Source organism: Polaromonas sp. P3_B1 (genome assembly GCF_056402935.1).
This window is the reverse complement of record NZ_JBFUGK010000029.1, coordinates 18,170-39,576: the sequence shown is the minus strand read 5'-3', so window position 1 is coordinate 39,576 and position 21,407 is coordinate 18,170. Positions and strand designations below refer to the sequence as shown.

The window sequence follows — 21,407 nt, the reverse complement described above, 5'->3', positions numbered from 1 at the left end:
GGCATTATCGTTGAGGCATAAAAAAACCGCGCCTGAGCGCGGTTTTTGAAGCGATCCGGGAGGATTACTTGTTGGCGCGGGTACCAACCACTTCGATTTCGACGCGGCGGTTCTTGGCGCGGCCTTCAGCGGTCTTGTTGTCAGCAACTGGCTGTTTCTCGCCCTTGCCTTCAGTGTAGACACGGTTTTTCTCGATGCCCTTGGACACGAGATATGCCTTGACGGCTTCCGAACGGCGAACCGACAGCTTCTGGTTGTAAGCATCGCTACCGACGGAGTCGGTGTGACCCACGGCGATGATGACTTCCAGGTTGATGTCCTTGATCTTGCCGACCAGATCGTCCAGCTTGGCTTTGCCTTCTGGCTTGATCACAGACTTGTTGAAGTCAAAGAATGCGTCAGCAGCGTAGGTAACTTTCGTTGCGGCAGGAGGAGCAGCCGGAGCGGCAGCAGCAGGAGCGGCAGCTGCAGGAGCAGCGGCGGCAGGGGCAGCAGGAGCCATCGCAGGGGCAATTGCGCCATCGCAACCAGGCGCTGCGGTAGCAGGCGTCCAGTTGGCATCGCGCCAGCACAGTTCATTGGTGCCGTTTTTCCAGACCAGTTCGTTGTTGCCGTTTTTCCAGTTGTCGATCGTTTGTGCACCAGCGGCGGTAACAAGCGCTGCGGAAGCAAACAACATTGCCACTTTGTTGAGTTTCTTCATGGTTCTCCTCTAGAGAAAAGCCGCAGACTTGCTGCGATTAGTAATTTACACGCCGTGAGTGACCATCACTCAAAGCGTTACATCGATTGTGCCACACCTGCCCCAACCTTCAAGCACGCTATCGGCTTCGTCTGACACAGACTTGAGATTCTTGAGCATTTGTTGCTGCCCCGCCACAAGTAGTCACTATAAACTCAAGCCTTAAAATTGCTGGTTTTCCTCAAGAATCCCGAAATCCCAACCAGGCCGCTCATGACCCAGTTCGCTAAAGAAACCCTGCCCATCAGTCTTGAAGAGGAAATGCGGCGCAGCTATCTCGATTACGCCATGAGCGTGATCGTGGGCCGGGCCCTCCCCGATGCCAGGGACGGCCTCAAGCCCGTGCACAGGCGCGTGTTGTACGCGATGCATGAGCTGAACAACGACTGGAACCGCCCCTACAAGAAGTCGGCCCGTATCGTCGGCGACGTGATCGGTAAGTACCACCCGCACGGCGACCAGTCTGTTTACGACACCATCGTGCGCATGGCCCAGGACTTCTCCCTGCGCCACCTGCTGGTCGACGGCCAGGGAAATTTCGGCTCCGTGGATGGTGACAACGCGGCCGCCATGCGGTATACGGAAATCCGCCTGTCGAAAATCGCCCACGAATTGCTGGCCGACCTGGACAAGGAGACTGTCGATTTCGGCCCCAACTACGACGGCAGCGAACAAGAGCCGCTGGTCGTGCCGACCCGCTTGCCCAACCTGCTGGTCAACGGCTCGGGCGGCATCGCGGTGGGCATGGCGACCAATATCCCGCCTCACAACCTCAACGAAGTGGTCGACGCCTGCCTGCATTTGCTGAAAAATCCGGAGGCCTCCATCGACGAGCTGATGGAAATCGTGCCGGCGCCGGACTTCCCCACGGGCGGCATTATTTACGGCATCAACGGCGTCAAGGACGGCTACCGCACCGGCCGCGGCAAGGTGGTGATGCGGGCCAAATGCCACTTCGAGGACATCGACAAGGGCCAGCGCCAGTCCATCATCGTCGACGAGCTGCCCTACCAGGTCAACAAGAAAACGCTTCAGGAGCGCATGGCCGAGCTGGTCCACGAGAAAAAAATCGAGGGCATCAGCCACATCCAGGACGAGAGCGACAAGTCCGGCATGCGCCTGGTCATCGAACTCAAGCGCGGCGAAGTGCCCGAAGTGGTGCTGAACAACCTGTACAAGCAGACCCAGCTGCAGGACACCTTCGGCATCAACATGGTGGCGCTGGTCAACGGCCAGCCCAAGCTGTGCAACCTGAAGGACCTGATCCAGGTATTCCTCTCGCACCGCCGCGAAGTGGTGACGCGCCGCACCGTGTTCACGCTGCGCAAGGCGCGCGAGCGCGGCCATGTGCTGGAGGGCCTTGCCGTCGCCCTGGCGAATATCGATGACTTCATCGCCATCATCCGCAACGCGCCCACGCCGCCGGTGGCCAAGGCCGAGCTGATGCTGCGCCCCTGGGACAGCAGCCTGGTGCGCGAAATGCTTACCCGCACGCGCGCCGATGGCGGCATCGTCAACGCCGACGACTACCGCCCCGACGGCCTCGAGAAAATGTTCGGCATGGGCAACGACGGCCTCTACCGCCTGTCGGAAACCCAGGCCCAGGAAATCCTGCAGATGCGCCTGCAACGCCTGACCGGCCTGGAGCAGGACAAGATCGTGGCCGAGTACAAGGAAGTCATGGCCGAGATCGACGACCTGCTCGACATCCTGGCCAAGCCCGAGCGCGTCTCCACCATCATCGGCGAGGAACTTTCCGCGATCAAGCTGGAGTTCGGCCAGACCAAGCTGGGCGCACGGCGCAGCCACATCGAGCACAGCTCTTTCGACCTCAGCACCGAAGACCTCATCACGCCGACCGACATGGTGGTGACGCTCTCGCATACCGGCTACATCAAGAGCCAGCCGCTGTCTGAATACCGGGCGCAAAAACGCGGCGGCCGCGGCAAGCAGGCCACCGCCACCAAGGACGACGACTGGGTCGACCAGCTCTTCATTGCCAACACGCACGACTACATCCTGTGCTTTTCCAACCGGGGCCGGCTCTACTGGCTCAAGGTCTGGGAAGTGCCTGCAGGTTCGCGCGGCTCGCGTGGGCGCCCCATCGTCAACATGTTCCCGCTGCAAGAAGGCGAGAAGATCACCGTTGTCCTGCCGCTGACGGGCGAAAAACGCAGCTTCCCTGCAGACCAGTACGTCTTCATGGCCACCTCCATGGGCACCGTGAAGAAGACGGCTCTTGACGAGTTCAGCAATCCTCGCAAGGCCGGCATCATCGCCGTGGACCTGGATCCGGGCGACTACCTGATAGGCGCATCCCTGACCGACGGCAAACACGACGTGATGCTGTTCAGCGACGGCGGCAAGGCCGTGCGCTTCGATGAAAACGACGTGCGCCCCATGGGCCGCAACGCGCGCGGCGTGCGCGGCATGACGCTCGAAGACGGCCAGGGCGTGATCGCCATGCTGGTGGCGGAAGACGAGCAGCAGAGCGTGCTGACGGCCACCCAACACGGTTTCGGCAAGCGCACATCCATCACCGAGTACACGCGCCACGGCCGCGGCACCAAGGGCATGATCGCCATCCAGCAGAGCGAGCGCAACGGCAAGGTCGTGGCGGCGACGCTGGTCCACGTCGACGACGAAATCATGCTCATCACCGACAAGGGCGTGCTGGTGCGCACGCGCGTCAGCGAAATCCGCGAGATGGGCAGGGCTACACAGGGTGTTACGCTGATCGGCCTGGACGAGGGCTCACAATTGAGCGGCCTGCAGCGCATCGTCGAAAACGATGCCACGCTGGACGACCTCGATACCGAAAACGACACCGGCACAGACGCCTCCAACACCGAAAGCAATTGATGAAAAAACTGATCACCGCCCTCGCGATCGCCGGCCTGGCCTGCAGCGCGGCTGTCCACGCCCAGACCGACCCCAAAATCGAACTGGCTAAAAAAGTGGTCGCCCTGCAGCAGGGTCCAGAGCTGGACCGCCTGGTGGGCCAGCTGGCCGGCAGCACGGCCCAGGACCTGATCGCCAAATGGGGGCCGCAACTCGAAGCCAAAGTACCCAAGGCCAAGCAGGCAAAGGCCTCCGAAGACCTCAACGCCGAACTCAAGAAATACGCCGATGACGCAAGCCAGTTGATCGGCAAGCAGGTGGCCAAAGTCAGCGCCGAATCGCTGGTGCCTGCCTATGCGGAACGCTTCACCCTGGAAGAACTGCAGCAGATCGCTGCCTTCTTTGAGTCCCCCGCCATCAAGAAATACCAGGCTACCGCACCCGAACTCGGTAACGTCTTCGTGCAAAAGCTGGTCGAGGCCTCGCGCACTGACGTGGTGGCGCGCATCAAGCAGTTCGACGACGCAGCGGTGAAAATCGTCGGCTCTGCCCCAGCAGCACCGGGAGCAGCCAAGCCGCCCGCGAAGAAATGACCCGTCCTTTCAATTTTTCCGCTGGACCCGCGAACCTCCCCGAGGAGGTTCTGCAGCAGGCGGCGGGCGAAATGCTGGACTGGCACGGCAGTGGCATGAGCGTGATGGAGATGAGCCATCGCGGCAAGGAGTTCATCTCCATCTACGAAGCCGCCGAGGCCGATTTCCGCGAGCTCATGGCCATCCCGGCCAATTTCAAGATCCTCTTTATGCAGGGCGGTGGGCTGGCTGAGAACGCCATCGTTCCGCTGAACCTGTCGCGCGGACGCTCCGCAGATTTTGTGGTGACCGGCAGCTGGAGCGACAAATCGCAAAAAGAGGCGCGCAAATATTGCGACGTGCAAATTGCCGCCAGCAATGCGGACAACGGCCATACCTTGTTGCCGTCGCCGTCGGCCTGGAAGCTCCGGTCCGATGCGGCCTATGTGCACCTGTGCACCAACGAAACCATCAACGGCGTGGAGTTCCAAAGCCTGCCCGACCTCAAGGCCCTGGGAAGCGACGCACCCCTGGTGATTGACTTCTCGTCCCACGTGGCCTCCCGGTCCGTCGACTGGACGCGCGTCGGCCTGGCGTTCGGCGGAGCGCAGAAAAATCTCGGCCCGGCGGGCGTGACACTGGTAGTCATCCGCGAAGATTTGCTCGGCCATGCCATGCCGGCCTGCCCCAGCGCCTTCGACTACAAGACGGTGGCGGACAACCAGTCGATGTACAACACACCGCCCACTTACGCCATCTACATCGCGGGCTTGACCTTCCAGTGGCTCAAGCGCCAGCAGGAAGGCGCGGCCGCCGGCGTCGCAGCCATGGAAAAGCGCAATCTGGCCAAGGCGCAACTGCTGTACGACGCGATCGACGGCTCCCAGTTCTACGTGAACAAAGTCGGCAAGGATTGCCGCTCGCGCATGAACGTGCCTTTTTTCCTGCGCGACGAATCTCGCAACGAGGCTTTCCTCGCGGGCGCCAAGGCGGCCGGCCTGTTGCAGCTCAAGGGCCACAAGTCAGTAGGCGGCATGCGCGCCAGCATTTACAACGCCATGCCGCTGGCCGGTGTGCAGGCGCTGGTGGCGTACATGCGAGAATTCGAACAAAAACACGCCTAGGACGAAATACCCCATGCCCGCCATATTCACTGTCCCCAAGGGGCATCCAGTGCAGATGGCGAGGGCGGACGGCCCCTGATATGACTGCCAACCTTGCTGATTTACGCGTCCAGATCGACGCCCTGGACAGGGAACTGCTTTCCCTGCTGAACCGTCGCGCCCAGGTTGCCGAGCAGGTTGGCGAGGTCAAAAAACGTGAAGGCACCCCCTTCTTCCGTCCCGACCGCGTGGCCCAGGTGATAGAGCAAATCCAGCAGGCCAACCAGGGACCGCTCAAGAACGAGCATGTCGCTGCGGTCTGGCGCGAAATCATGTCGGCCTGCCTGGCGCTGGAGTCCCCGGTGCGCGTCGCCTACCTGGGCCCCGCCGGCACCTTCAGCGAACAGGCGGCCTTGCAGTTTTTCGGCGCCAGCATCGAACACGTTCCCTGCGTCAGCATTGACGAGGTTTTCCGCGCGACGGCGGCCGGCAGCGCGAGCTACGGCGTCGTGCCGGTAGAGAACTCCACCGAAGGCGTGGTCTCGCGCTCGCTCGACCTGTTCCTCAACTCCCCCCTGCACATCGTCGGCGAGATCAGCCTGATGGTGCGCCACAACCTGCTGCGGCTCTCGGAGTCGCTCGAAGGCATAGAAGCGGTCTACGCCCACCCCCAGGCCCTGGCCCAGTGCCAGGGCTGGCTGACCACCCACCTGCCCCATGCGGACCGCCGCACCGCTTCCAGCAACGCCGAAGGTGCGCGCCTGGCCACCACCAACCCGGCCTGGGCCGGCATCGCCAGCGACCGGGCGGCCACCCAGTTCGGCCTTTATACGGCGGCCCACGCCATCCAGGACGATGCCTTCAACCGCACGCGTTTTGCCGTGGTCTGCCTGCCGCAGACACTGCCCTCCCCGCCCGCTTCCGGCAAGGACTGCGTCAGCCTGGTGGTGTCCGTGCCCAACCGCCCGGGCGCCGTCCACGACATCCTGATGCCGCTCAAAGCCCACGGCGTCTCCATGACCCGCTTCGAATCGCGCCCGGCACGCTCCGGCCAGTGGGAATACTATTTTTATATTGACCTGCAAGGTCACCCCTCCCAGGACCATGTCAAAGCCGCGCTGGCCGATTTACAGCAGCTGTGCGCCTTTTACAAGGTCCTCGGAACCTATCCCATCGGCGACTAATGCAACGACTCACAACCTCCCTGGTGCCACAACATGTTTGAACAATTAGGTCTCATTGGATGCGGCCTGATGGGTGGCTCATTCGCGCTGGCGCTCAAACGTGCCGGCCTGGTCAAGCGCGTCGTCGGCTACAGCAAATCCCCCTCCACCACGGAGCGGGCGCGCCAGATGGGCGTGATCGACGTGGAGGCGCCTTCGGCGCTGCTGGCGGTCTCGGGTGCCGACATCGTTTTGCTGGCCGTACCGGTTTCCGCGACGGAGGCCACCTTCAAAGCCATACGTCACCTGGTCGGCCCGAACACGCTGATCATGGACGTCGGCTCGACCAAACGCGACGTGGTGGACGCCGCCCGGCGCGTGCTGCGCGACAACGTCGGCTCCTTCGTCCCTTGCCACCCGATCACCGGCAAGGAAGTCTCGGGGGTCGAACATGCGGACGTGGACCTCTACGCCGGCAAGCAAGTCATCCTGACGCCCATAGAACGCACTTTCACGGTACAGCTGCAAAAAGCCAACGACGTCTGGACGGCCCTGGGCTGCCATGTTCTCAAGATGTCACCCCAGGCCCATGACGCCGCTTACGCCGCCGTCAGCCACCTGCCGCACCTGATCGCTTTTGCCCTGATCAACGGCATCACCGGGCAGGACCATGGCAAGGAATACATGTCGCTGGCCGGGCCGGGCTTTCGGGACTTCACGCGCATCGCCGCGAGCGATCCGAAGATGTGGCGCGACATCCTGATTGCGAATCGCGAAGAATTGCTGGCCCAGTCAAAAATTTTCCAGGAGACCCTGCAGTCGCTCGAGGAGCTCATTTCCAGCAGCAGCGGCGACGTCCTGGAAGTGCTGATCGAACGGGCCAGCGAGACCCGGGCCAACTGGCGCATTTCCTCACAAAAATCGCACAAATAGCCCGCGGTTCATGTTCGACATAGAGTTCCTGGATATTCCGCCCTTGCGCGGCGCGGGAGGCACCGTCCGCCTGCCCGGTTCCAAAAGCATTTCCAACCGCGTCCTGCTGCTGGCCGCATTGAGCCACGGCGAAACCACCGTCCACGACCTGCTCGCTTCCGACGACACCGCCGTCATGCTGGCCGCGCTCCGGCAACTCGGCTGCACCGTCACGCAAGATGGCACCACCGCCGTCATCAGCGGGCTGGGCGGCCGCCCCGTCCAGACTCCGGTCAAGCTTTTCATGGGCAATGCCGGCACGGCCATGCGGCCGCTTACGGCCGCGCTGGCCCTGATGGGCGGGGAGTTCGAACTCTCCGGCGTTCCGCGCATGCACGAAAGGCCCATAGGCGATCTGGTCGACGCGCTCAGGCAACTGGGCTGCGCCATCGACTACCTCGGCAACGAGGGCTATCCGCCGCTGCGCCTGCGCCCCGGCCAACTGAAGCTGCAAGACCCGATAAGAGTGCGCGGCGATGTCTCCAGCCAGTTCCTGACTGCCCTGCTGATGGCACTGCCGCTGGTGGCAAAACAGGATATTTGCATTGAAGTGGTCGGTGAACTGATCTCGCGGCCCTACATTGAAATCACGCTCAAGCTGCTCCAGCGCTTCGGCATAGACGTCAGGCGCGAGGGCTGGGAACGATTCACCATCCCGGCCGGCAGCCGCTATCAGTCGCCGGGTGCCATACACGTCGAGGGCGACGCCTCTTCGGCCAGTTATTTCATCGCGCTGGGCGCCATCGCGGCGCCGTCCCCGGGGCACTCCGGTATCGAAATCCAGGGTGTGGGCGCCGCCTCCATCCAGGGCGACATCCGCTTTGTCGAGGCCGCCGAAATGATGGGTGCGCGGGTTGAGAGTACGCCGAACTCGCTGCGCATCTCGCGCGGCGCCTGGCCGCTCAAGGCCATAGACCTGGACTGCAACCACATTCCCGACGCCGCCATGACGCTGGCCGTGATGGCCCTCTACGCTGACGGCACCACCACCTTGCGCAATATCGCGAGCTGGCGCGTCAAGGAAACCGACCGCATTGCCGCCATGGCCTGCGAACTGCAAAAACTGGGCGCTGTGGTCGAAGAAGGCACGGACTACCTCAAGATCACCCCGCCCGCCCAATGGACGACGGGCGCGATTCATACCTACGACGACCACCGCGTGGCCATGTGCTTTTCGCTGGCGGCCTTCAATCCGGCGCAGTTGCCGGTGCGCATCCTCGATCCCAAATGCGTGGCCAAGACCTTTCCCGACTACTTCGAAGCCCTGTTTGAAGTGGCCCAGGCCGACACCGCGCGCGTCCCCGTCATCTGCATTGACGGCCCGACGGCTTCCGGCAAGGGCACGCTGGCGGCCCTCACAGCCCACCGGCTCGGCTACCACTACCTGGATTCCGGCGCGCTTTACCGCCTGAGCGCCCATGCCGCGACGCTGGCCGGCGTTTCGCTGGACGACGGTCCCGCCGTGGCCCGCGTGGCACGCACCATGCCGGTGCGTTTCCAGGGTAACCACATCTTCCTCGGCCCCCAGGATGTCTCCGAGGCGATTCGGACCGAAGCCGCCGGCATGGCCGCCTCCCGGGTATCGGCTCACCCCGAGGTACGCGCCGCCCTGCTGGAGCTCCAGCACAGCTTTCGCAAGCTGCCCGGCCTGGTCGCCGACGGCCGGGACATGGGGACCGTCATCTTCCCGGGCGCCCCGCTCAAGGTTTTCCTCACGGCCAGCGCCGAGCACCGCGCTGAACGCAGGCATAAGCAGTTGATTTCAAAGGGAAATTCGGCTACAATCGCCGAGATTCAGCAAGATTTAGAGGCACGTGATGCGCGCGATTCGTCGCGAAAAGCAGCCCCTTTAAAGCCTGCTGATGACGCCCGGCCGCTGGACAACTCCTACCTGTCGATTGAAAAATCGGTGGAGCAGGTGCTTCAATGGTGGCAAGGCACCCGGCCCTTCTGACCCCCGACGCGCAACCTGCGCTTGGGTCAGCAGGTTCATCAACGTAACCCGCGGCCTCACCCGACGTCTGGCCGCACAAAACCGCCGCAAGCAGCTATAAAAACAATAGCAATTCCGCTATTGGAACCCTGTTGTGTGGACTAGGAAAATCATGTCTGAATCTTTTGCCGACCTATTTAACGAATCGCTGCAACGCTCTGAAATGCGTACCGGTGAAGTCATCACCGCTGAAGTCGTTCGTATCGACCACAACCACGTCGTTGTAAACGCCGGACTCAAATCCGAGGCTTATGTCCCCCTCGAAGAATTCAAGAACGACCAGGGCGAGCTCGAAGTCCAGGTCGGCGATTTCGTTTCCGTGGCCATCGACTCCGTCGAAAACGGCTATGGCGACACCCTGCTGTCCCGCGACAAGGCCAAGCGCCTGGCTTCGTGGATGAGCCTGGAAAAAGCCCTGGAATCCGGCGAATTCGTCACCGGCCAGACCAGCGGCAAAGTCAAGGGCGGCCTCACCGTCCTCGTCAACGGCATCCGCGCCTTCCTGCCCGGTTCGCTCATCGACACCCGCCCCATCAAGGACTTGTCTCCGTACGAGAACAAGACCATGGAATTCAAGGTCATCAAGCTGGACCGCAAGCGCAACAACGTGGTGCTGAGCCGCCGCGCCGTGGTCGAAGCCAGCATGGGCGAAGAACGCGCCAAGCTGATGGAAACCCTCAAGGAAGGCACTGCCGTCAAGGGCGTCGTCAAGAACATCACCGAATACGGTGCCTTCGTTGACCTCGGCGGCATCGACGGCCTGCTGCACATCACCGACATGGCATGGCGCCGCGTGCGTCACCCAAGCGAAGTGGTGACGGCTGGTCAAGAGATCGTTGCCAAGATCCTGAAGTTCGACACCGAAAAGAACCGTGTCTCGCTGGGTCTGAAGCAGATGGGCGACGACCCATGGATGGGCGTGAACCGCCGCTACCCGCAAGGCACGCGCCTGTTCGGCAAGATCACCAACATCGCCGACTACGGCGCGTTTGTGGAACTCGAACCCGGCATCGAAGGCCTGGTCCACGTGTCCGAAATGGACTGGACCAACAAGAACGTGGCCCCGAGCAAGCTCGTGGCCCTGGGCGACGAAGTCGAAGTCATGGTCCTCGAGATCGACGAAGACAAGCGCCGCATCAGCCTGGGCATGAAGCAGTGCAAGGCCAACCCATGGCAAGAGTTCGCGCAGGAAACCAAGCGCGGCGACCGCGTCAAGGGCCCGATCAAGTCGATCACCGACTTCGGCGTCTTTGTGGGCCTGGCTGCCGGCATCGACGGCCTGGTGCACCTGTCCGACCTCTCGTGGAACGAACCCGGCGAAGCCGCCGTTCGCAACTACAAGAAGGGCCAGGAAGTGGAAGCCATCGTGCTGGCCGTCGACGTCGACCGCGAGCGCATCTCCCTGGGCATCAAGCAGCTGGACTCCGATCCGTTCACCACGTTCGTGTCGATCAACGACAAGGGCGCGATCGTGACCGGCAAGGTCAAGACGGTTGACGCCAAGGGCGCTGAAATCGACCTGGGCGAAGACATCATCGGCTACCTGCGCGCCAGCGAAATCAGCCGCGACCGCGTTGAAGACGCTCGTAACGTGCTGAAGGAAGGCGACGAAGTCTCCGCAGTCGTGGTGAACGTGGATCGCAAGACCCGCAACATCCAGCTGTCGGTCAAGGCCAAGGACAACGCTGACCAGCAGGAAGCCATGGCTAACCTGAGCCAGCAGTCCTCGCGTGAAAACGCCGGCACGACCAGCCTGGGCGCCCTGCTGCGCGCCAAGCTGGACAACAACGAAAAGTAAGGCAAGCACGCAGCGGTACGATGCGCCCTTGGGCGGGTCGCATCGCTGCGCAACCACTTGATCCATGACCCGAAGCGACCTTGTTGAAGAACTGGCGGCCCGATTCAGCCAGCTGACGCACCGCGATGCCGAATATGCCGTCAAGACGATTCTTGACGCCATGAGCGACGCGCTGGTGCGCGGCCACCGCATTGAAATCCGGGGTTTCGGCAGTTTCTCCATCAACCGGCGGCCACCCCGCATGGGGCGCAACCCGCGTTCCGGCGAAAGCGTGGCCATCCCTGAAAAACGGGTGCCGCATTTCAAACCGGGGAAGGCATTGCGCGAAGCCGTTGATGCCCGCACCCAGGAGTTGCTGGCGGTCACGGAACCCAAGTAAGGACCTGTTCACGGTCTTTTCGGTTTCCCCCGGTGGGCTGGCTACAATCGCCAGACCACCCTGAGGGATCACCCAATGAAATACCTCATGTGGCTGCTTAAAGCAGCCCTTTTTTTTACGCTCTTCGCTTTCGCACTGAATAACCAGCAAACGGTTGCGGTGTATTTCTTTTTCGGCACCATGTGGCAAGCGCCTCTCGTGCTGGTCGTGCTGGCGACTTTCGCCTGCGGCCTGGCGCTCGGCATTTTTGTCATGATGCCGCGCTGGTGGAAAAAGCGCAGATCGCCCAAATACGCCTACACGACCGTCGGCCCCCACACCGTAAGCGAAGACCCGTCCACGCTGCACCATGGAATTTGACTTCACCTGGGTCCTGCTTGGGTTTCCGATCGCTTTCACTTTAGGCTGGCTGGCCTCCCGGCTGGACTTGCGGCAACTCCGCATCGAAAACCGCCAGGCGCCCAAGGCCTATTTCAAGGGCCTGAACTTCCTGCTCAACGAGCAGCAGGACCAGGCGATCGACGCCTTCATCGAGGCGGTGCAGAACGACCCCGACACCTCCGAACTTCACTTCGCCCTGGGCAACCTGTTTCGCCGCCGTGGCGAATACGAGCGTGCCGTGCGTGTGCACGAACACCTGATGTCGCGCGGCGATCTCACGCAGCCCGAGCGCGACCGCGCCCAGCACGCGCTGGCACTCGACTTCCTCAAGGCCGGCCTGCTGGACCGCGCCGAAGCTGCGCTGCGCAAGCTCGAAGGCACGCCTTTTGAGGAAGAGGCGCGGCTGGCGCTGCTCTCGATTTACGAGCGCTCACGCGACTGGACCAATGCCACCGAAATCGCGGCCCGGCTGGGCAGTTCCAGCCACGGCAGCTTCAGCGCCCGCCAGGCGCACTACCTGTGCGAGCAGGCCGGCGCCTCCGTGGCCGCCGGCGACACCACCCGAGCCTTGGGCGCCTTGCAGGAGGCCATCGCCATGGCCCCGGCCCTGGCCCGCCCGCTGATCGACCTCGCAAAGCTGCAGAACCAGCTCGGCCGACACCAGGACGCACTGCAAACCCTGCTCAAGCTCGAAAAAACCGCGCCGCAAGGCCTGCCGCTGGCCGCCGGCTTGCTGGCCAACATCGCCCAGGCCAGCGGCCAGGAGGCCATGGCGCTGGAACTGCTCAAGGCCAGCTACGACAACATGCCATCGATTGACGTGATCGAAGCCATCGTCAAGCTCGAGAAAGACCCGGCCTCGGCGCGGCAGTGGTATGTGAAACACCTGGAGCGCCAGGCTTCGCTGGTCGCGGCCGGCAAGTGGATTGCCGGTGAGAAGCTGCAGGACGAACAGCACCACACGCTGGTCCAGCGCGCGCTCGACCAGGCCACCAAACCCCTGATGCGCTACCGTTGCGCGGCCTGCGGCTTTGAGGCCACCCAGCACTTCTGGCACTGCCCGGGCTGCCAGGCCTGGGACAGCTACCCCACACGCCGAATAGAAGAGCTGTAAAAAAAGACAAGACGAATGAGCATGCAATTGACGCCTGAAAAGATTTCCAAAGCCCGCGTCCTCGTGGTCGGCGATGCCATGCTGGACCGCTACTGGTATGGCGCGGTGGACCGCATCTCGCCCGAGGCGCCCGTGCCCGTGGTGCGGGTCACGCGCACCGAAGAGCGCATAGGCGCCGCGGCCAACGTGGCCTACAACATCGTCACGCTGGGCGCGCAGGCTTCGCTGCTGAGCGTGGTGGGCGACGACGAGGCCAGCCACCAGCTTGAGGCGCTGGTCGCCAAGACCGGCATCACGCCCTACTTCGGCCGCGACGCCCAGCTCAAGACCACCGTCAAGCTGCGCGTCATCGGCCGCCAGCAGCAGCTCATACGCCTGGACTTCGAGAACACGCCCGAAAACGAGGTGCTGGCCTCGCAGTCCGCCACCTTTGAAAAGCTGCACACCGAGCACGACGCCGTGCTGTTCTCCGACTACGGCAAGGGCGGCCTCGCGCACATCGTGCTGATGATCGCCCAGGCCCGCGCCGCCGGCAAGGTGGTGCTGGTCGATCCCAAGGGCTCGGACTACGCGCGCTACAAAAACGCCAGCGTCATCACGCCCAACCGTGCCGAGCTTGAGCACGTCATAGGCGCCTGGAGCAGCGAAGCCGACCTGCGGGCCAAAGCCCACAACCTGCGGACGGCGCTCAACCTGGAAGCCCTGCTGCTCACGCGCAGCGAAGAAGGCATGACCCTGTTCGATGCCGAGGGCGAGCTCAACGTCCCGGCCGTGGCGCGCGAGGTGTTCGACGTCACCGGCGCAGGCGACACCGTGATCGCCACGCTGGCCGCCATGTGCGCCACCGGCATGCGTTTGCGCGACGCCGTACCGATCGCCAACCGCGCGGGCGGCATCGTGGTCGGCAAGTTCGGCACCGCCACCGTCAACTACGGCGAGCTGTTCGCCGCGCAGTGAGCTTGCGCTCACCTCAAGGATCCATCATGAAAATCGTAGTCACAGGCGCCGCCGGCTTCATTGGCAGCAACATCATCAAAGGCCTCAATGCCCGCGGCATTGACGACATCATCGCCGTCGACGACCTGACCCATGGCGACAAGTTCCGCAACCTGGCCGACCTGAAGATCGCCGACTATGTCGACGCCGACGACTTCTACGACCTGTTCGCCGAAGGTGCCTACGGCCAGGTCGAGGCCGTGTTCCACGAAGGCGCCTGCAGCGACACCATGGAAGCCGACGGCAAGTACATGATGGACAACAATTACACGCTGTCCTGCGAGTTGTTCCATGCCTGCCAGGACCAGGGCACACGCCTGCTTTACGCTTCCTCGGCCGCCACCTACGGCGGCTCGGACACCTTTACCGAATCACCCGAATTCGAGCGCCCGCTCAACGTCTACGGCTACTCCAAGCTGCTGTTCGACCAGCGCATGCGGCGCGAACTCGGCGCCCGCTTTGAAAACGCCGCCACCCAGGTCGCGGGCTTTCGCTACTTCAACGTCTACGGCCCGCGCGAGCAGCACAAGGGCCGCATGGCCAGCGTCGCCTTTCACCAGTTCAACCAGTTCCGGGCCGAGGGCAAGGTCAAGCTCTTCGGCGAATACGGCGGCTACGGCGCCGGCGGCCAGATGCGCGACTTCATCTTCATCGACGACGTGGTGGCCGTGAACCTCTGGTTCTTCGACAACCCCGGCAAGTCCGGCATCTTCAACCTCGGCACCGGCCGGGCACAGCCCTTCAACGACGTGGCCCTGGCCGTCGTCAACACCCTGCGCAAAGGGCAGGACGCTGCGGCCATGAGCCTGGAGGAAGCCGTGCGCGGCGGGCTGATCGAGTACATCGCCTTCCCACCCGCACTGGTCGGAAAATACCAGAGCTACACCCAGGCCGACCCGCGCGCGTTGCGTGCGGCCGGCTGCAGCCACGTCTTCGCAGATGTGCAGACAGGTGTGGCCGCTTACATGCAGGCCTTGAGCGCCAGCGCGGGCTGAATTCGCGCCTAGGGTTTTCCTGCGGCGCAAGACCGGCCAGAAGGTCAACGCGCCTCCCCAAGGGTCGTTATGAAGAGGACATCCTTCTTCGCAAGGATGGATTACGCGCTTCATACCCATCCAAAATCCTGAGGAGATCTCTCGTGTTCAAAAAAATTCTGGCTTTTGCCGCCGCCATGTACGTGGCAGTATCGTTCGCGGCTGTCGACGTCAACAAGGCCAGTGAAGCCGAACTTGACGGCATCAAACACATCGGCCCGGCGACTTCGAAGCAGATCATTGCCGAGCGCAAAAAGAGCGAGTTCAAAAGCTGGGAAGACTTCATGGCCCGCATCAAAGGCGTCAAGGAAAAGCGCGCGGCCGAATTTTCAGCTGCAGGCCTGACGGTCGGCGGCGCCGCCTACACGGGTGCCGCGCCTGCCGCCAAGAAGGACGCCAAGGCTGAGGCCAAAAAAGAAGCCGACAAGAAAACCAAGGCCGACGCTGACAACAAGGCGAAGGAAGACGCCAAGAAGGCCAAGGACGTCAAACCTGCTGCCAAGGATGAGAAGAAAGACGCCAAGGCAGAGGCAGCCAAGCCGGCCGCCAGCGCCGCCAGCGCCGCCAAGAAGTAAAGCCGTCCTCGCCAGCAAAAAGCCCGCCATTGGCGGGCTTTTTTTCATTGGAGACCAGGTCGCAACCGTCTCAAATGATGGCGATCAAGTCGGTGGTCCCCGGATCGATGCCGGCCTGCATGAGCAGCGCGGTCACCTGCCCCCGGTGGTGGGTCTGGTGGTTGAAGAAGTGCGTCAACGCCTGCCACACCGGATGCTCGCGCTGCACGCCCCGCGTGTTGGCATAGCGCATGGTGCGCAAGGGAAAGTCCGGCGGCATCCGGTTCGCGAAATCCTCGATGGCGGCATCCAGGCGCTCGCGTTGCGTGCGCAGAGCGGTCCAGTCCTCGTACAGCACGGTCCCGTGCAGCGCGCCGGCCGGAAGGGCCAGCAGCGAGTCGGGCAACGCCTCAAAAGCCACTCCTTGCGCAGCGAAGCGCTTCAGCCAGGCCTGGTCGCCCCAGATGAGATGGTTGAGCGTGTTGTGGATGGAGCCGAAGAAAGCGCCGCGATCACGTTTGCGTTCTTCGTCCGTCAGTTGCTCGCTGGCGTCATACAGGCGCTGGTTGAACCAGCGGTTGTAGCGGGCAAGCAGGCGGTAGTTGTCGGCGAAAGCAGAGGTGTCCATGGCGACGCATTATGGCGCGATCAGACCGTCCCCGCCGCTTTGGGGCGCTGCATGCGCCGGCGCAGGGCCTGCATCGCCGCCGCAGTGGCCAGCGCGGCGGCCAGGGCCGTCAGAAAGGCCACCAGCCGGCCGGTGGCGCCCAGAGTCCAGTACAGCGTCATGAAGAAGGCTGCGAAACCGTGCAGACCCTGCAGAAAGCCGGCCACCAGCGAGCGGGTTGCGGCGGCGCCGTAGCGCGGCAAGGTGAAGCAAGGCAATACCGTACCGGTGATAGGCACCGCCAGCAGCAAGCCGCTGATGGCGGGCGGCAGTACGTCGGCGCCCGCGATGATGACGGCAGCCATCGCCACCGCAACCGCGATGCGCAGCACCAGTTCCACTCTGGGCACTGTCACAGGCACGGCAGGTCCTGCATGATGCGCCGCGAACCACAGGCCGGCGGCCGGCGCCGCCAGCGCCAGCAGGCTGACCGGCACGGGCGCAAGCGGCAGATGCGTGAGCACCGCCGACGCACAGGCATAGGCCAGCAGCGCCAGCGACACACATACCGGCGCGCCCCAGCGCCYGGCGCCGGCCGCGAAGCTCACGATGTGCACGACCGCCGCCGGCAGGCACACCAGCGTGGCCAAGGCAACCGCCCTCACCTGCCCGGCGTCATGGTCCAGCAGAAGGATGGCGATCACAGGCGCGGCGATCATGGGCATGCCGGCCACCGCACCGCCCACGCGATGACCGAAACGCCGGGCGGCCAGCGTGGACAGCAGTACCGAGAACGCGACCAGCGTGAGTTTCAGCGCGAACATTCAAACCTTCGGAATCGCCGGCGGCACGAATCCTTCAAAGCTCCGGAAGCGCTGCAACCAGGACCGCACTGAAGGAAACTCCGCCGGATTGAACTCCACGCCCTCATTCAAGGCCACTTCCGGAAAGCAGGCGAGGTCGGCCAGCGTCGGCCTCTCCCCCACCAGCCATGGCCGGCCGCACAGGCGCTGCTCCAGCAGCCGCAACGCACCCTGCCCGGTGCTTCTGGCCTTATCCAGGTCCCCGGCGTAGCCAAAGCGCGAGATGGCGCGTGTGAGGAACAGGCCGGTACGCACTTCGTTCTGCGCCAGCTCCAGCCATTGCGCCACCTCGGCCGCGGCTGCGGCATCGCCCGGAAGCCAATGCCGCTGCGGGTCGTAACGCAGGGCGATGTAGGTCAATATCGCGGTACTTCCCCACAGCACGACGCCATCGTCTTCCAACGTGGGAATCTGGCCACGTGGATTCAGCCGCAGGTACTCCGGCCCCACGTCATTGCGGCCGTCAGGCAGCCGCTTCACCGCGACGGCCTCATACGGCACGCGCAGGAAGGCCAGCAGCAGCCGCACCTTATAGGAATAGACCGAGGTATCGCGCTGGTACAGCTTCATGCGCATCGCTTCGCCATCGGGCATGGGGGATTTCCATGCCGCGGGCGCGGGCAGATAGCGATGCGCCGACCGGCAAGGCTCACGTCAGCGATTCCTTGCCGTATCCCCCGCCGCCCGGCGTATGGATCTCAAACACATCCCCCGGCTGCATGTCGGCCTGGCCTATGTGGTCCAGCGCCTCGACCTGCCCCTGGGCGCGCACCACGAGGTTGCGTCCGACCTGCCCCGGCTCACCGCCTGCCATACCGAAAGCGCCGTGCTTGCGGCCGTTGGAGAGGATGCTGGCCGTCATGGCTTCGAGGAAGCGCACGCGGCGCACGCCGCCGTTGCCGCCGCGCCAGCGGCCCGCACCGCCCGAGCCCTCACGGATCTCATAACTCTCCAGCCGAACCGGGAAACGGAATTCCAGCACCTCGGGATCGGTCAAGCGCGAGTTGGTCATGTGGGTCTGGACCACGCTGGTGCCGTCAAAACCCGACACCAGCTTGCCCGTCTCATCGAGCTTGCCGCCCGCGCCCGAACCACCCGAAATGGTTTCGTAATACTGGTGGCGCGCATTGCCGAAGGTGAAGTTGTTCATGGTGCACTGGCCGGCCGCCATGACACCCAGCGCACCGTACAGCGCATTGGTGATGCAGGTGGAGGTTTCCACGTTGCCGGCCACCACCGAAGCCGGTGGATTCGGGTTCAGCATGGAGCCCGCCGGGATGATGACCTTGAGCGGTTTCAGGCAGCCCGCGTTCAGGGGAATGTCGTCATCCACCAGCGTGCGGAACACATACAGCACCGCCGCCATGCACACCGCCGTGGGTGCGTTGAAGTTGTTGGTTTGCTGCGGCGAGGTGCCGGTGAAATCAATCTCGGCGCTGCGGCCCTTGGCGTCGACGCGGATCGCCACCTTGATCTGCGCGCCGTTGTCCAGTGGCAGCGTGAACTCGCCGTCCTTCAGGCGCGTGATCACGCGGCGTACCGATTCTTCGGCGTTGTCCTGCACATGGCGCATATAGGCCAGCACGACCTCCAGGCTGAAGGTCTCGACCATCTTGCGCAGTTCCTGCACGCCTTTTTCATTGGCGGCAATCTGCGCCTTGAGGTCGGCCATGTTCTGCTGCGGGTTGCGGCTGGGGTACTTGCCGCTCTTGAGCAACGCGACCATCTCCGCCTCGCGCAGCACGCCGCGCTCCACCAGCTTGACGTTGTTGATCTGCACGCCCTCCTCCTCGATCAGCGTCGAAAAGGGCGGCATGGAACCCGGCGTGGTACCGCCTATGTCGGCATGGTGTCCGCGCGAACCCACGTAAAAAGTCGGTTGCGCAGCGGATCCCAGATACACCGGCGTGATGACCGTGATGTCGGGCAAATGCGTGCCGCCGTGATAGGGATCGTTCAGCACATAGACGTCGCCCGGCTGCATGCTGCCGGTGTTCTCGCGAATCACCGTCTTGATGCTTTCGCCCATGGAGCCAAGGTGCACCGGCATGTGCGGCGCGTTGGCGATGAGGTTGCCTTCGGTGTCGAACAACGCGCAGCTGAAGTCCAGGCGTTCCTTGATGTTGACCGAGTAGGCGGTGTTCTGCAGCTGCAGGCCCATCTGCTCGGCGATGTTCATGAAGAGGTTGTTGAAGACCTCCAGCAGCACCGGGTCCACCGTGGTGCCGGCCGCGAAGGTCACGGCACGCTCGGCGCGGCGGTCCAGCACCAGGTGGTCCAGCGCGGTGAGCGCCGCTTCCCAGCCGGGCTCGACCACCGTGGTCGCGTTTTTCTCGGCAATGATGGCCGGCCCCGAAATGATGTCACCGGGCCGAAGGTCTTCACGCACCACCAGCGCGGCGTCGTGCCACTGGCCACCCGAATACATGCGCACGGTTTCGCGGCGCGGCACTTCGCGCGGCTCATGCGTGGCATGGCGCGGCTCGGCCGGCGCGTCGCCGGCCACCACGGCCTCGACCGACACCGCCTCCACCACCAAGCCTTTGCCTTGCATCAGGAAGGCAAAGCGCTGACGGTAGGCAGCCTCAAAGCCGGCCTCGATCTGGTCCAGCGTGCCGAAAGGAACCACCAGCGCGGAGTCACTGCCCTCATAGCGCACATGCACACGCCTGTGGGTGGTAATGCCGCCTGTGCTGACCTGCTGGCGCTGCAGCTCGGCTTCGGCCTGAGTGGCGAGCTCTCCGAGCTTGCCGGCGATCTCGGGCAGCGCGGCCTCGGAAAGCTTGAGCTCCACCGCCTGCTCGCGGATCACGTTCTGGTCGGCCAGGCCCATGCCGTAGGCGCTCAGCACGCCGGCCAGCGGATGCACAAACACCTTGGTCATGCCCAGCGCATCAGCCACCAGGCAGGCATGCTGGCCGCCCGCACCGCCAAAGCATTGCAGGGTGTAGCGCGTCACGTCGTAGCCGCGCGCCACCGAGATTTTCTTGATGGCGTTGGCCATCTGCTGCACCGCGATGTTGATAAAGCCCTCGGCCACCACCTCGGCGCTGCGGCCGGTCTGGCCGGCCAGTTCGTTGAACTGGGCCTGGACGGCTTCGTAGCTCAGCGGCTCGTCGGCATTCGGGCCGAACACCTTGGGAAAGTAACGCGGCTGGACCTTGCCGACCATCACATTGGCATCCGTCACCGCCAGGCGCCCGCCGCGCCGGTAGCTGGCCGGTCCGGGGTTGGCGCCCGCGCTTTGCGGGCCCACACGAAAACGCTCACCGTCGAACTTGAGGATGGAGCCGCCACCCGCTGCCACCGTATGGATGCTCATCATGGGCGCCCGCATGCGCACGCCGGCCACCTGGGTTTCGAACTCACGCTCGAATTCGCCGGCATAGTGCGACACGTCGGTGGAGGTGCCGCCCATGTCGAAGCCGATAACCTTGGCATGGCCGGCAATCGCCGCCGTGCGGGCCATACCCACAATGCCGCCGGCCGGGCCGCTGAGGATGGCGTCCTTGCCCTGGAACACATGCGCATCGGTCAGGCCGCCCGAGGATTGCATGAAAAACAGCCGCACGCCAGGCATCTCGCTGGCGACCTGCTCCACATAGCGTCGCAGAATGGGCGAGAGGTAAGCATCGACCACGGTGGTGTCGCCGCGGCTCACGAACTTCATCATGGGGCTGGTTTCATGCGAGGTGCTGATCTGCGTGAACCCCACTTCGGCCGCGATGCGTTTGGCGGCCTTCTCGTGCTCGGTGAAGCGGTAGCCGTGCATGAACACGATGGCCAGGCTGCGCAGGCCCTTTTGATAATGGGCCAGCAGTTCTTTTTTCAGCAGGGCCTCGTCCAGCGCCTGCAGCACCTCGCCCTGCGCGCCCACGCGCTCCTGGGCCTCGACCACGGCGCTGTACAGCAGTTCGGGCAACACGATGTTGCGGTCGAACAGGCGCGGCCGGTTCTGGTAGGCGATGCGCAGCGCATCGCGAAAGCCGCGTGTGGTCACCAGCAGCGTGGGTTCGCCCTTGCGTTCAAGCAAGGCGTTGGTGGCCACGGTGGTGCCCATCTTCACGCAATCGACCACATCGGCGCGTATCGCCTCGCCGGGCTTGAGGCCCAGCAGGTGGCGTATGCCGGCCACGGCCGCATCGCGGTATTGCTCGGGGTTTTCAGACAGCAGCTTGTGCGTCACCAGCGAACCATCGGGCTTTTTGGCCACGATGTCGGTGAAAGTTCCGCCGCGGTCTATCCAGAATTGCCAACGGTCGCCGCCCGGTTTGGATGTGGTGTCTTGCATGATT

18 protein-coding genes are annotated in these 21,407 nt (G+C 63.5%); 13 read left to right on the top strand and 5 right to left on the bottom strand.

The window, feature by feature from the left end; all coding sequences use genetic code 11:
• Nucleotides 1–64 precede the first annotated feature (64 nt).
• The gene (gene ompA, locus AC1DXS_RS16865) at nucleotides 65–703 is read right to left on the bottom strand and encodes an outer membrane protein OmpA (protein WP_477713076.1); all 639 of its coding nucleotides are present in this window, start codon (nucleotides 701–703) and stop codon (nucleotides 65–67) included.
• A 252-nt stretch (nucleotides 704–955) separates the two neighbouring features.
• On the opposite strand from ompA, the gene gyrA reads away from it, so the two are divergent.
• The 13 genes from gyrA to AC1DXS_RS16800 all read left to right on the top strand — a co-directional run bounded on the left by gyrA (nucleotide 956) and on the right by AC1DXS_RS16800 (nucleotide 15,663).
• On the top strand, nucleotides 956–3,604 hold the full coding sequence (gene gyrA, locus AC1DXS_RS16860) for a DNA gyrase subunit A (RefSeq protein ID WP_477738627.1): 2,649 nt from the start codon (nucleotides 956–958) through the stop codon (nucleotides 3,602–3,604).
• Nucleotides 3,604–4,176 carry a DUF2059 domain-containing protein gene (locus AC1DXS_RS16855; protein WP_477738626.1) on the top strand — a complete coding sequence of 191 codons (573 nt, stop codon included), beginning with the start codon at nucleotides 3,604–3,606 and terminating at the stop codon, nucleotides 4,174–4,176. The genes gyrA and AC1DXS_RS16855 overlap by 1 nt, the downstream gene beginning before the upstream one ends.
• Nucleotides 4,173–5,279 carry a 3-phosphoserine/phosphohydroxythreonine transaminase gene (gene serC / locus AC1DXS_RS16850; protein ID WP_477738625.1) on the top strand — a complete coding sequence of 369 codons (1,107 nt, stop codon included), beginning with the start codon at nucleotides 4,173–4,175 and terminating at the stop codon, nucleotides 5,277–5,279. The genes AC1DXS_RS16855 and serC overlap by 4 nt, the downstream gene beginning before the upstream one ends.
• An 80-nt stretch (nucleotides 5,280–5,359) precedes the next feature.
• Complete coding sequence (gene pheA / locus AC1DXS_RS16845) at nucleotides 5,360–6,442, top strand: prephenate dehydratase (RefSeq protein WP_477738624.1); 1,083 nt, start codon at nucleotides 5,360–5,362, stop codon at nucleotides 6,440–6,442.
• Nucleotides 6,443–6,475: 33 nt separating this feature from the next.
• Nucleotides 6,476–7,354 carry a prephenate dehydrogenase gene (locus tag AC1DXS_RS16840; protein ID WP_477660758.1) on the top strand — a complete coding sequence of 293 codons (879 nt, stop codon included), beginning with the start codon at nucleotides 6,476–6,478 and terminating at the stop codon, nucleotides 7,352–7,354.
• Nucleotides 7,355–7,364: 10 nt separating this feature from the next.
• Nucleotides 7,365–9,347, top strand: coding sequence for a bifunctional 3-phosphoshikimate 1-carboxyvinyltransferase/cytidylate kinase (locus AC1DXS_RS16835; protein ID WP_477738623.1), 1,983 nt, complete (start codon nucleotides 7,365–7,367; stop codon nucleotides 9,345–9,347).
• A 151-nt stretch (nucleotides 9,348–9,498) separates the two neighbouring features.
• The gene (gene rpsA / locus AC1DXS_RS16830) at nucleotides 9,499–11,184 is read left to right on the top strand and encodes a 30S ribosomal protein S1 (protein WP_007869489.1); all 1,686 of its coding nucleotides are present in this window, start codon (nucleotides 9,499–9,501) and stop codon (nucleotides 11,182–11,184) included.
• 64 nt (nucleotides 11,185–11,248) lie between these two features.
• Nucleotides 11,249–11,563, top strand: a complete 315-nt coding sequence (locus AC1DXS_RS16825; RefSeq protein ID WP_007869491.1) for an integration host factor subunit beta — start codon at nucleotides 11,249–11,251, stop codon at nucleotides 11,561–11,563.
• Nucleotides 11,564–11,638: 75 nt separating this feature from the next.
• Nucleotides 11,639–11,923, top strand: a complete 285-nt coding sequence (locus tag AC1DXS_RS16820) for a LapA family protein (protein WP_477738622.1) — start codon at nucleotides 11,639–11,641, stop codon at nucleotides 11,921–11,923.
• Nucleotides 11,913–13,058, top strand: coding sequence for a lipopolysaccharide assembly protein LapB (lapB, locus tag AC1DXS_RS16815; protein ID WP_477738621.1), 1,146 nt, complete (start codon nucleotides 11,913–11,915; stop codon nucleotides 13,056–13,058). The genes AC1DXS_RS16820 and lapB overlap by 11 nt, the downstream gene beginning before the upstream one ends.
• Nucleotides 13,059–13,079: 21 nt before the next feature.
• Nucleotides 13,080–14,015 carry a D-glycero-beta-D-manno-heptose-7-phosphate kinase gene (rfaE1, locus tag AC1DXS_RS16810; protein WP_477738657.1) on the top strand — a complete coding sequence of 312 codons (936 nt, stop codon included), beginning with the start codon at nucleotides 13,080–13,082 and terminating at the stop codon, nucleotides 14,013–14,015.
• A gap of 26 nt (nucleotides 14,016–14,041) precedes the next feature.
• Nucleotides 14,042–15,049, top strand: coding sequence for an ADP-glyceromanno-heptose 6-epimerase (gene rfaD / locus AC1DXS_RS16805; protein WP_477738620.1), 1,008 nt, complete (start codon nucleotides 14,042–14,044; stop codon nucleotides 15,047–15,049).
• A gap of 143 nt (nucleotides 15,050–15,192) precedes the next feature.
• Nucleotides 15,193–15,663, top strand: a complete 471-nt coding sequence (locus AC1DXS_RS16800; protein WP_477738619.1) for a ComEA family DNA-binding protein — start codon at nucleotides 15,193–15,195, stop codon at nucleotides 15,661–15,663.
• A 70-nt stretch (nucleotides 15,664–15,733) separates the two neighbouring features.
• Here the strand turns inward: AC1DXS_RS16800 and AC1DXS_RS16795 are convergent, their stop codons facing one another.
• The 4 genes from AC1DXS_RS16795 to AC1DXS_RS16780 are packed head-to-tail and all read right to left on the bottom strand — an operon-like array spanning nucleotide 15,734 to nucleotide 21,403.
• A complete protein-coding gene (locus AC1DXS_RS16795; protein ID WP_477738618.1) occupies nucleotides 15,734–16,270 on the bottom strand; it encodes a DinB family protein in 537 nt (178 codons plus the stop codon).
• A 20-nt stretch (nucleotides 16,271–16,290) separates the two neighbouring features.
• Entirely contained in the window at nucleotides 16,291–17,073 is a 783-nt protein-coding gene (locus AC1DXS_RS16790; protein ID WP_477738617.1) for a hypothetical protein, read from the bottom strand.
• Nucleotides 17,074–17,706 carry a glutathione S-transferase family protein gene (locus AC1DXS_RS16785; protein WP_477738616.1) on the bottom strand — a complete coding sequence of 211 codons (633 nt, stop codon included), beginning with the start codon at nucleotides 17,704–17,706 and terminating at the stop codon, nucleotides 17,074–17,076. It abuts the gene before it with no gap.
• A 55-nt stretch (nucleotides 17,707–17,761) separates the two neighbouring features.
• Entirely contained in the window at nucleotides 17,762–21,403 is a 3,642-nt protein-coding gene (locus AC1DXS_RS16780; protein ID WP_477738615.1) for a hydantoinase B/oxoprolinase family protein, read from the bottom strand.
• Nucleotides 21,404–21,407: the final 4 nt, after the last annotated feature.

Coding starts and splice junctions, on each gene's coding strand:
- ompA (WP_477713076.1), bottom strand. CDS start 703: ATGAAGAAACTCAACAAAGTGGCAATGTTGTTTGCTTCCGCAGCGCTT.
- gyrA (WP_477738627.1), top strand. CDS start 956: ATGACCCAGTTCGCTAAAGAAACCCTGCCCATCAGTCTTGAAGAGGAA.
- AC1DXS_RS16855 (WP_477738626.1), top strand. CDS start 3,604: ATGAAAAAACTGATCACCGCCCTCGCGATCGCCGGCCTGGCCTGCAGC.
- serC (WP_477738625.1), top strand. CDS start 4,173: ATGACCCGTCCTTTCAATTTTTCCGCTGGACCCGCGAACCTCCCCGAG.
- pheA (WP_477738624.1), top strand. CDS start 5,360: ATGACTGCCAACCTTGCTGATTTACGCGTCCAGATCGACGCCCTGGAC.
- AC1DXS_RS16840 (WP_477660758.1), top strand. CDS start 6,476: ATGTTTGAACAATTAGGTCTCATTGGATGCGGCCTGATGGGTGGCTCA.
- AC1DXS_RS16835 (WP_477738623.1), top strand. CDS start 7,365: ATGTTCGACATAGAGTTCCTGGATATTCCGCCCTTGCGCGGCGCGGGA.
- rpsA (WP_007869489.1), top strand. CDS start 9,499: ATGTCTGAATCTTTTGCCGACCTATTTAACGAATCGCTGCAACGCTCT.
- AC1DXS_RS16825 (WP_007869491.1), top strand. CDS start 11,249: ATGACCCGAAGCGACCTTGTTGAAGAACTGGCGGCCCGATTCAGCCAG.
- AC1DXS_RS16820 (WP_477738622.1), top strand. CDS start 11,639: ATGAAATACCTCATGTGGCTGCTTAAAGCAGCCCTTTTTTTTACGCTC.
- lapB (WP_477738621.1), top strand. CDS start 11,913: ATGGAATTTGACTTCACCTGGGTCCTGCTTGGGTTTCCGATCGCTTTC.
- rfaE1 (WP_477738657.1), top strand. CDS start 13,080: ATGCAATTGACGCCTGAAAAGATTTCCAAAGCCCGCGTCCTCGTGGTC.
- rfaD (WP_477738620.1), top strand. CDS start 14,042: ATGAAAATCGTAGTCACAGGCGCCGCCGGCTTCATTGGCAGCAACATC.
- AC1DXS_RS16795 (WP_477738618.1), bottom strand. CDS start 16,270: ATGGACACCTCTGCTTTCGCCGACAACTACCGCCTGCTTGCCCGCTAC.
- AC1DXS_RS16785 (WP_477738616.1), bottom strand. CDS start 17,706: ATGCCCGATGGCGAAGCGATGCGCATGAAGCTGTACCAGCGCGATACC.
- AC1DXS_RS16780 (WP_477738615.1), bottom strand. CDS start 21,403: ATGCAAGACACCACATCCAAACCGGGCGGCGACCGTTGGCAATTCTGG.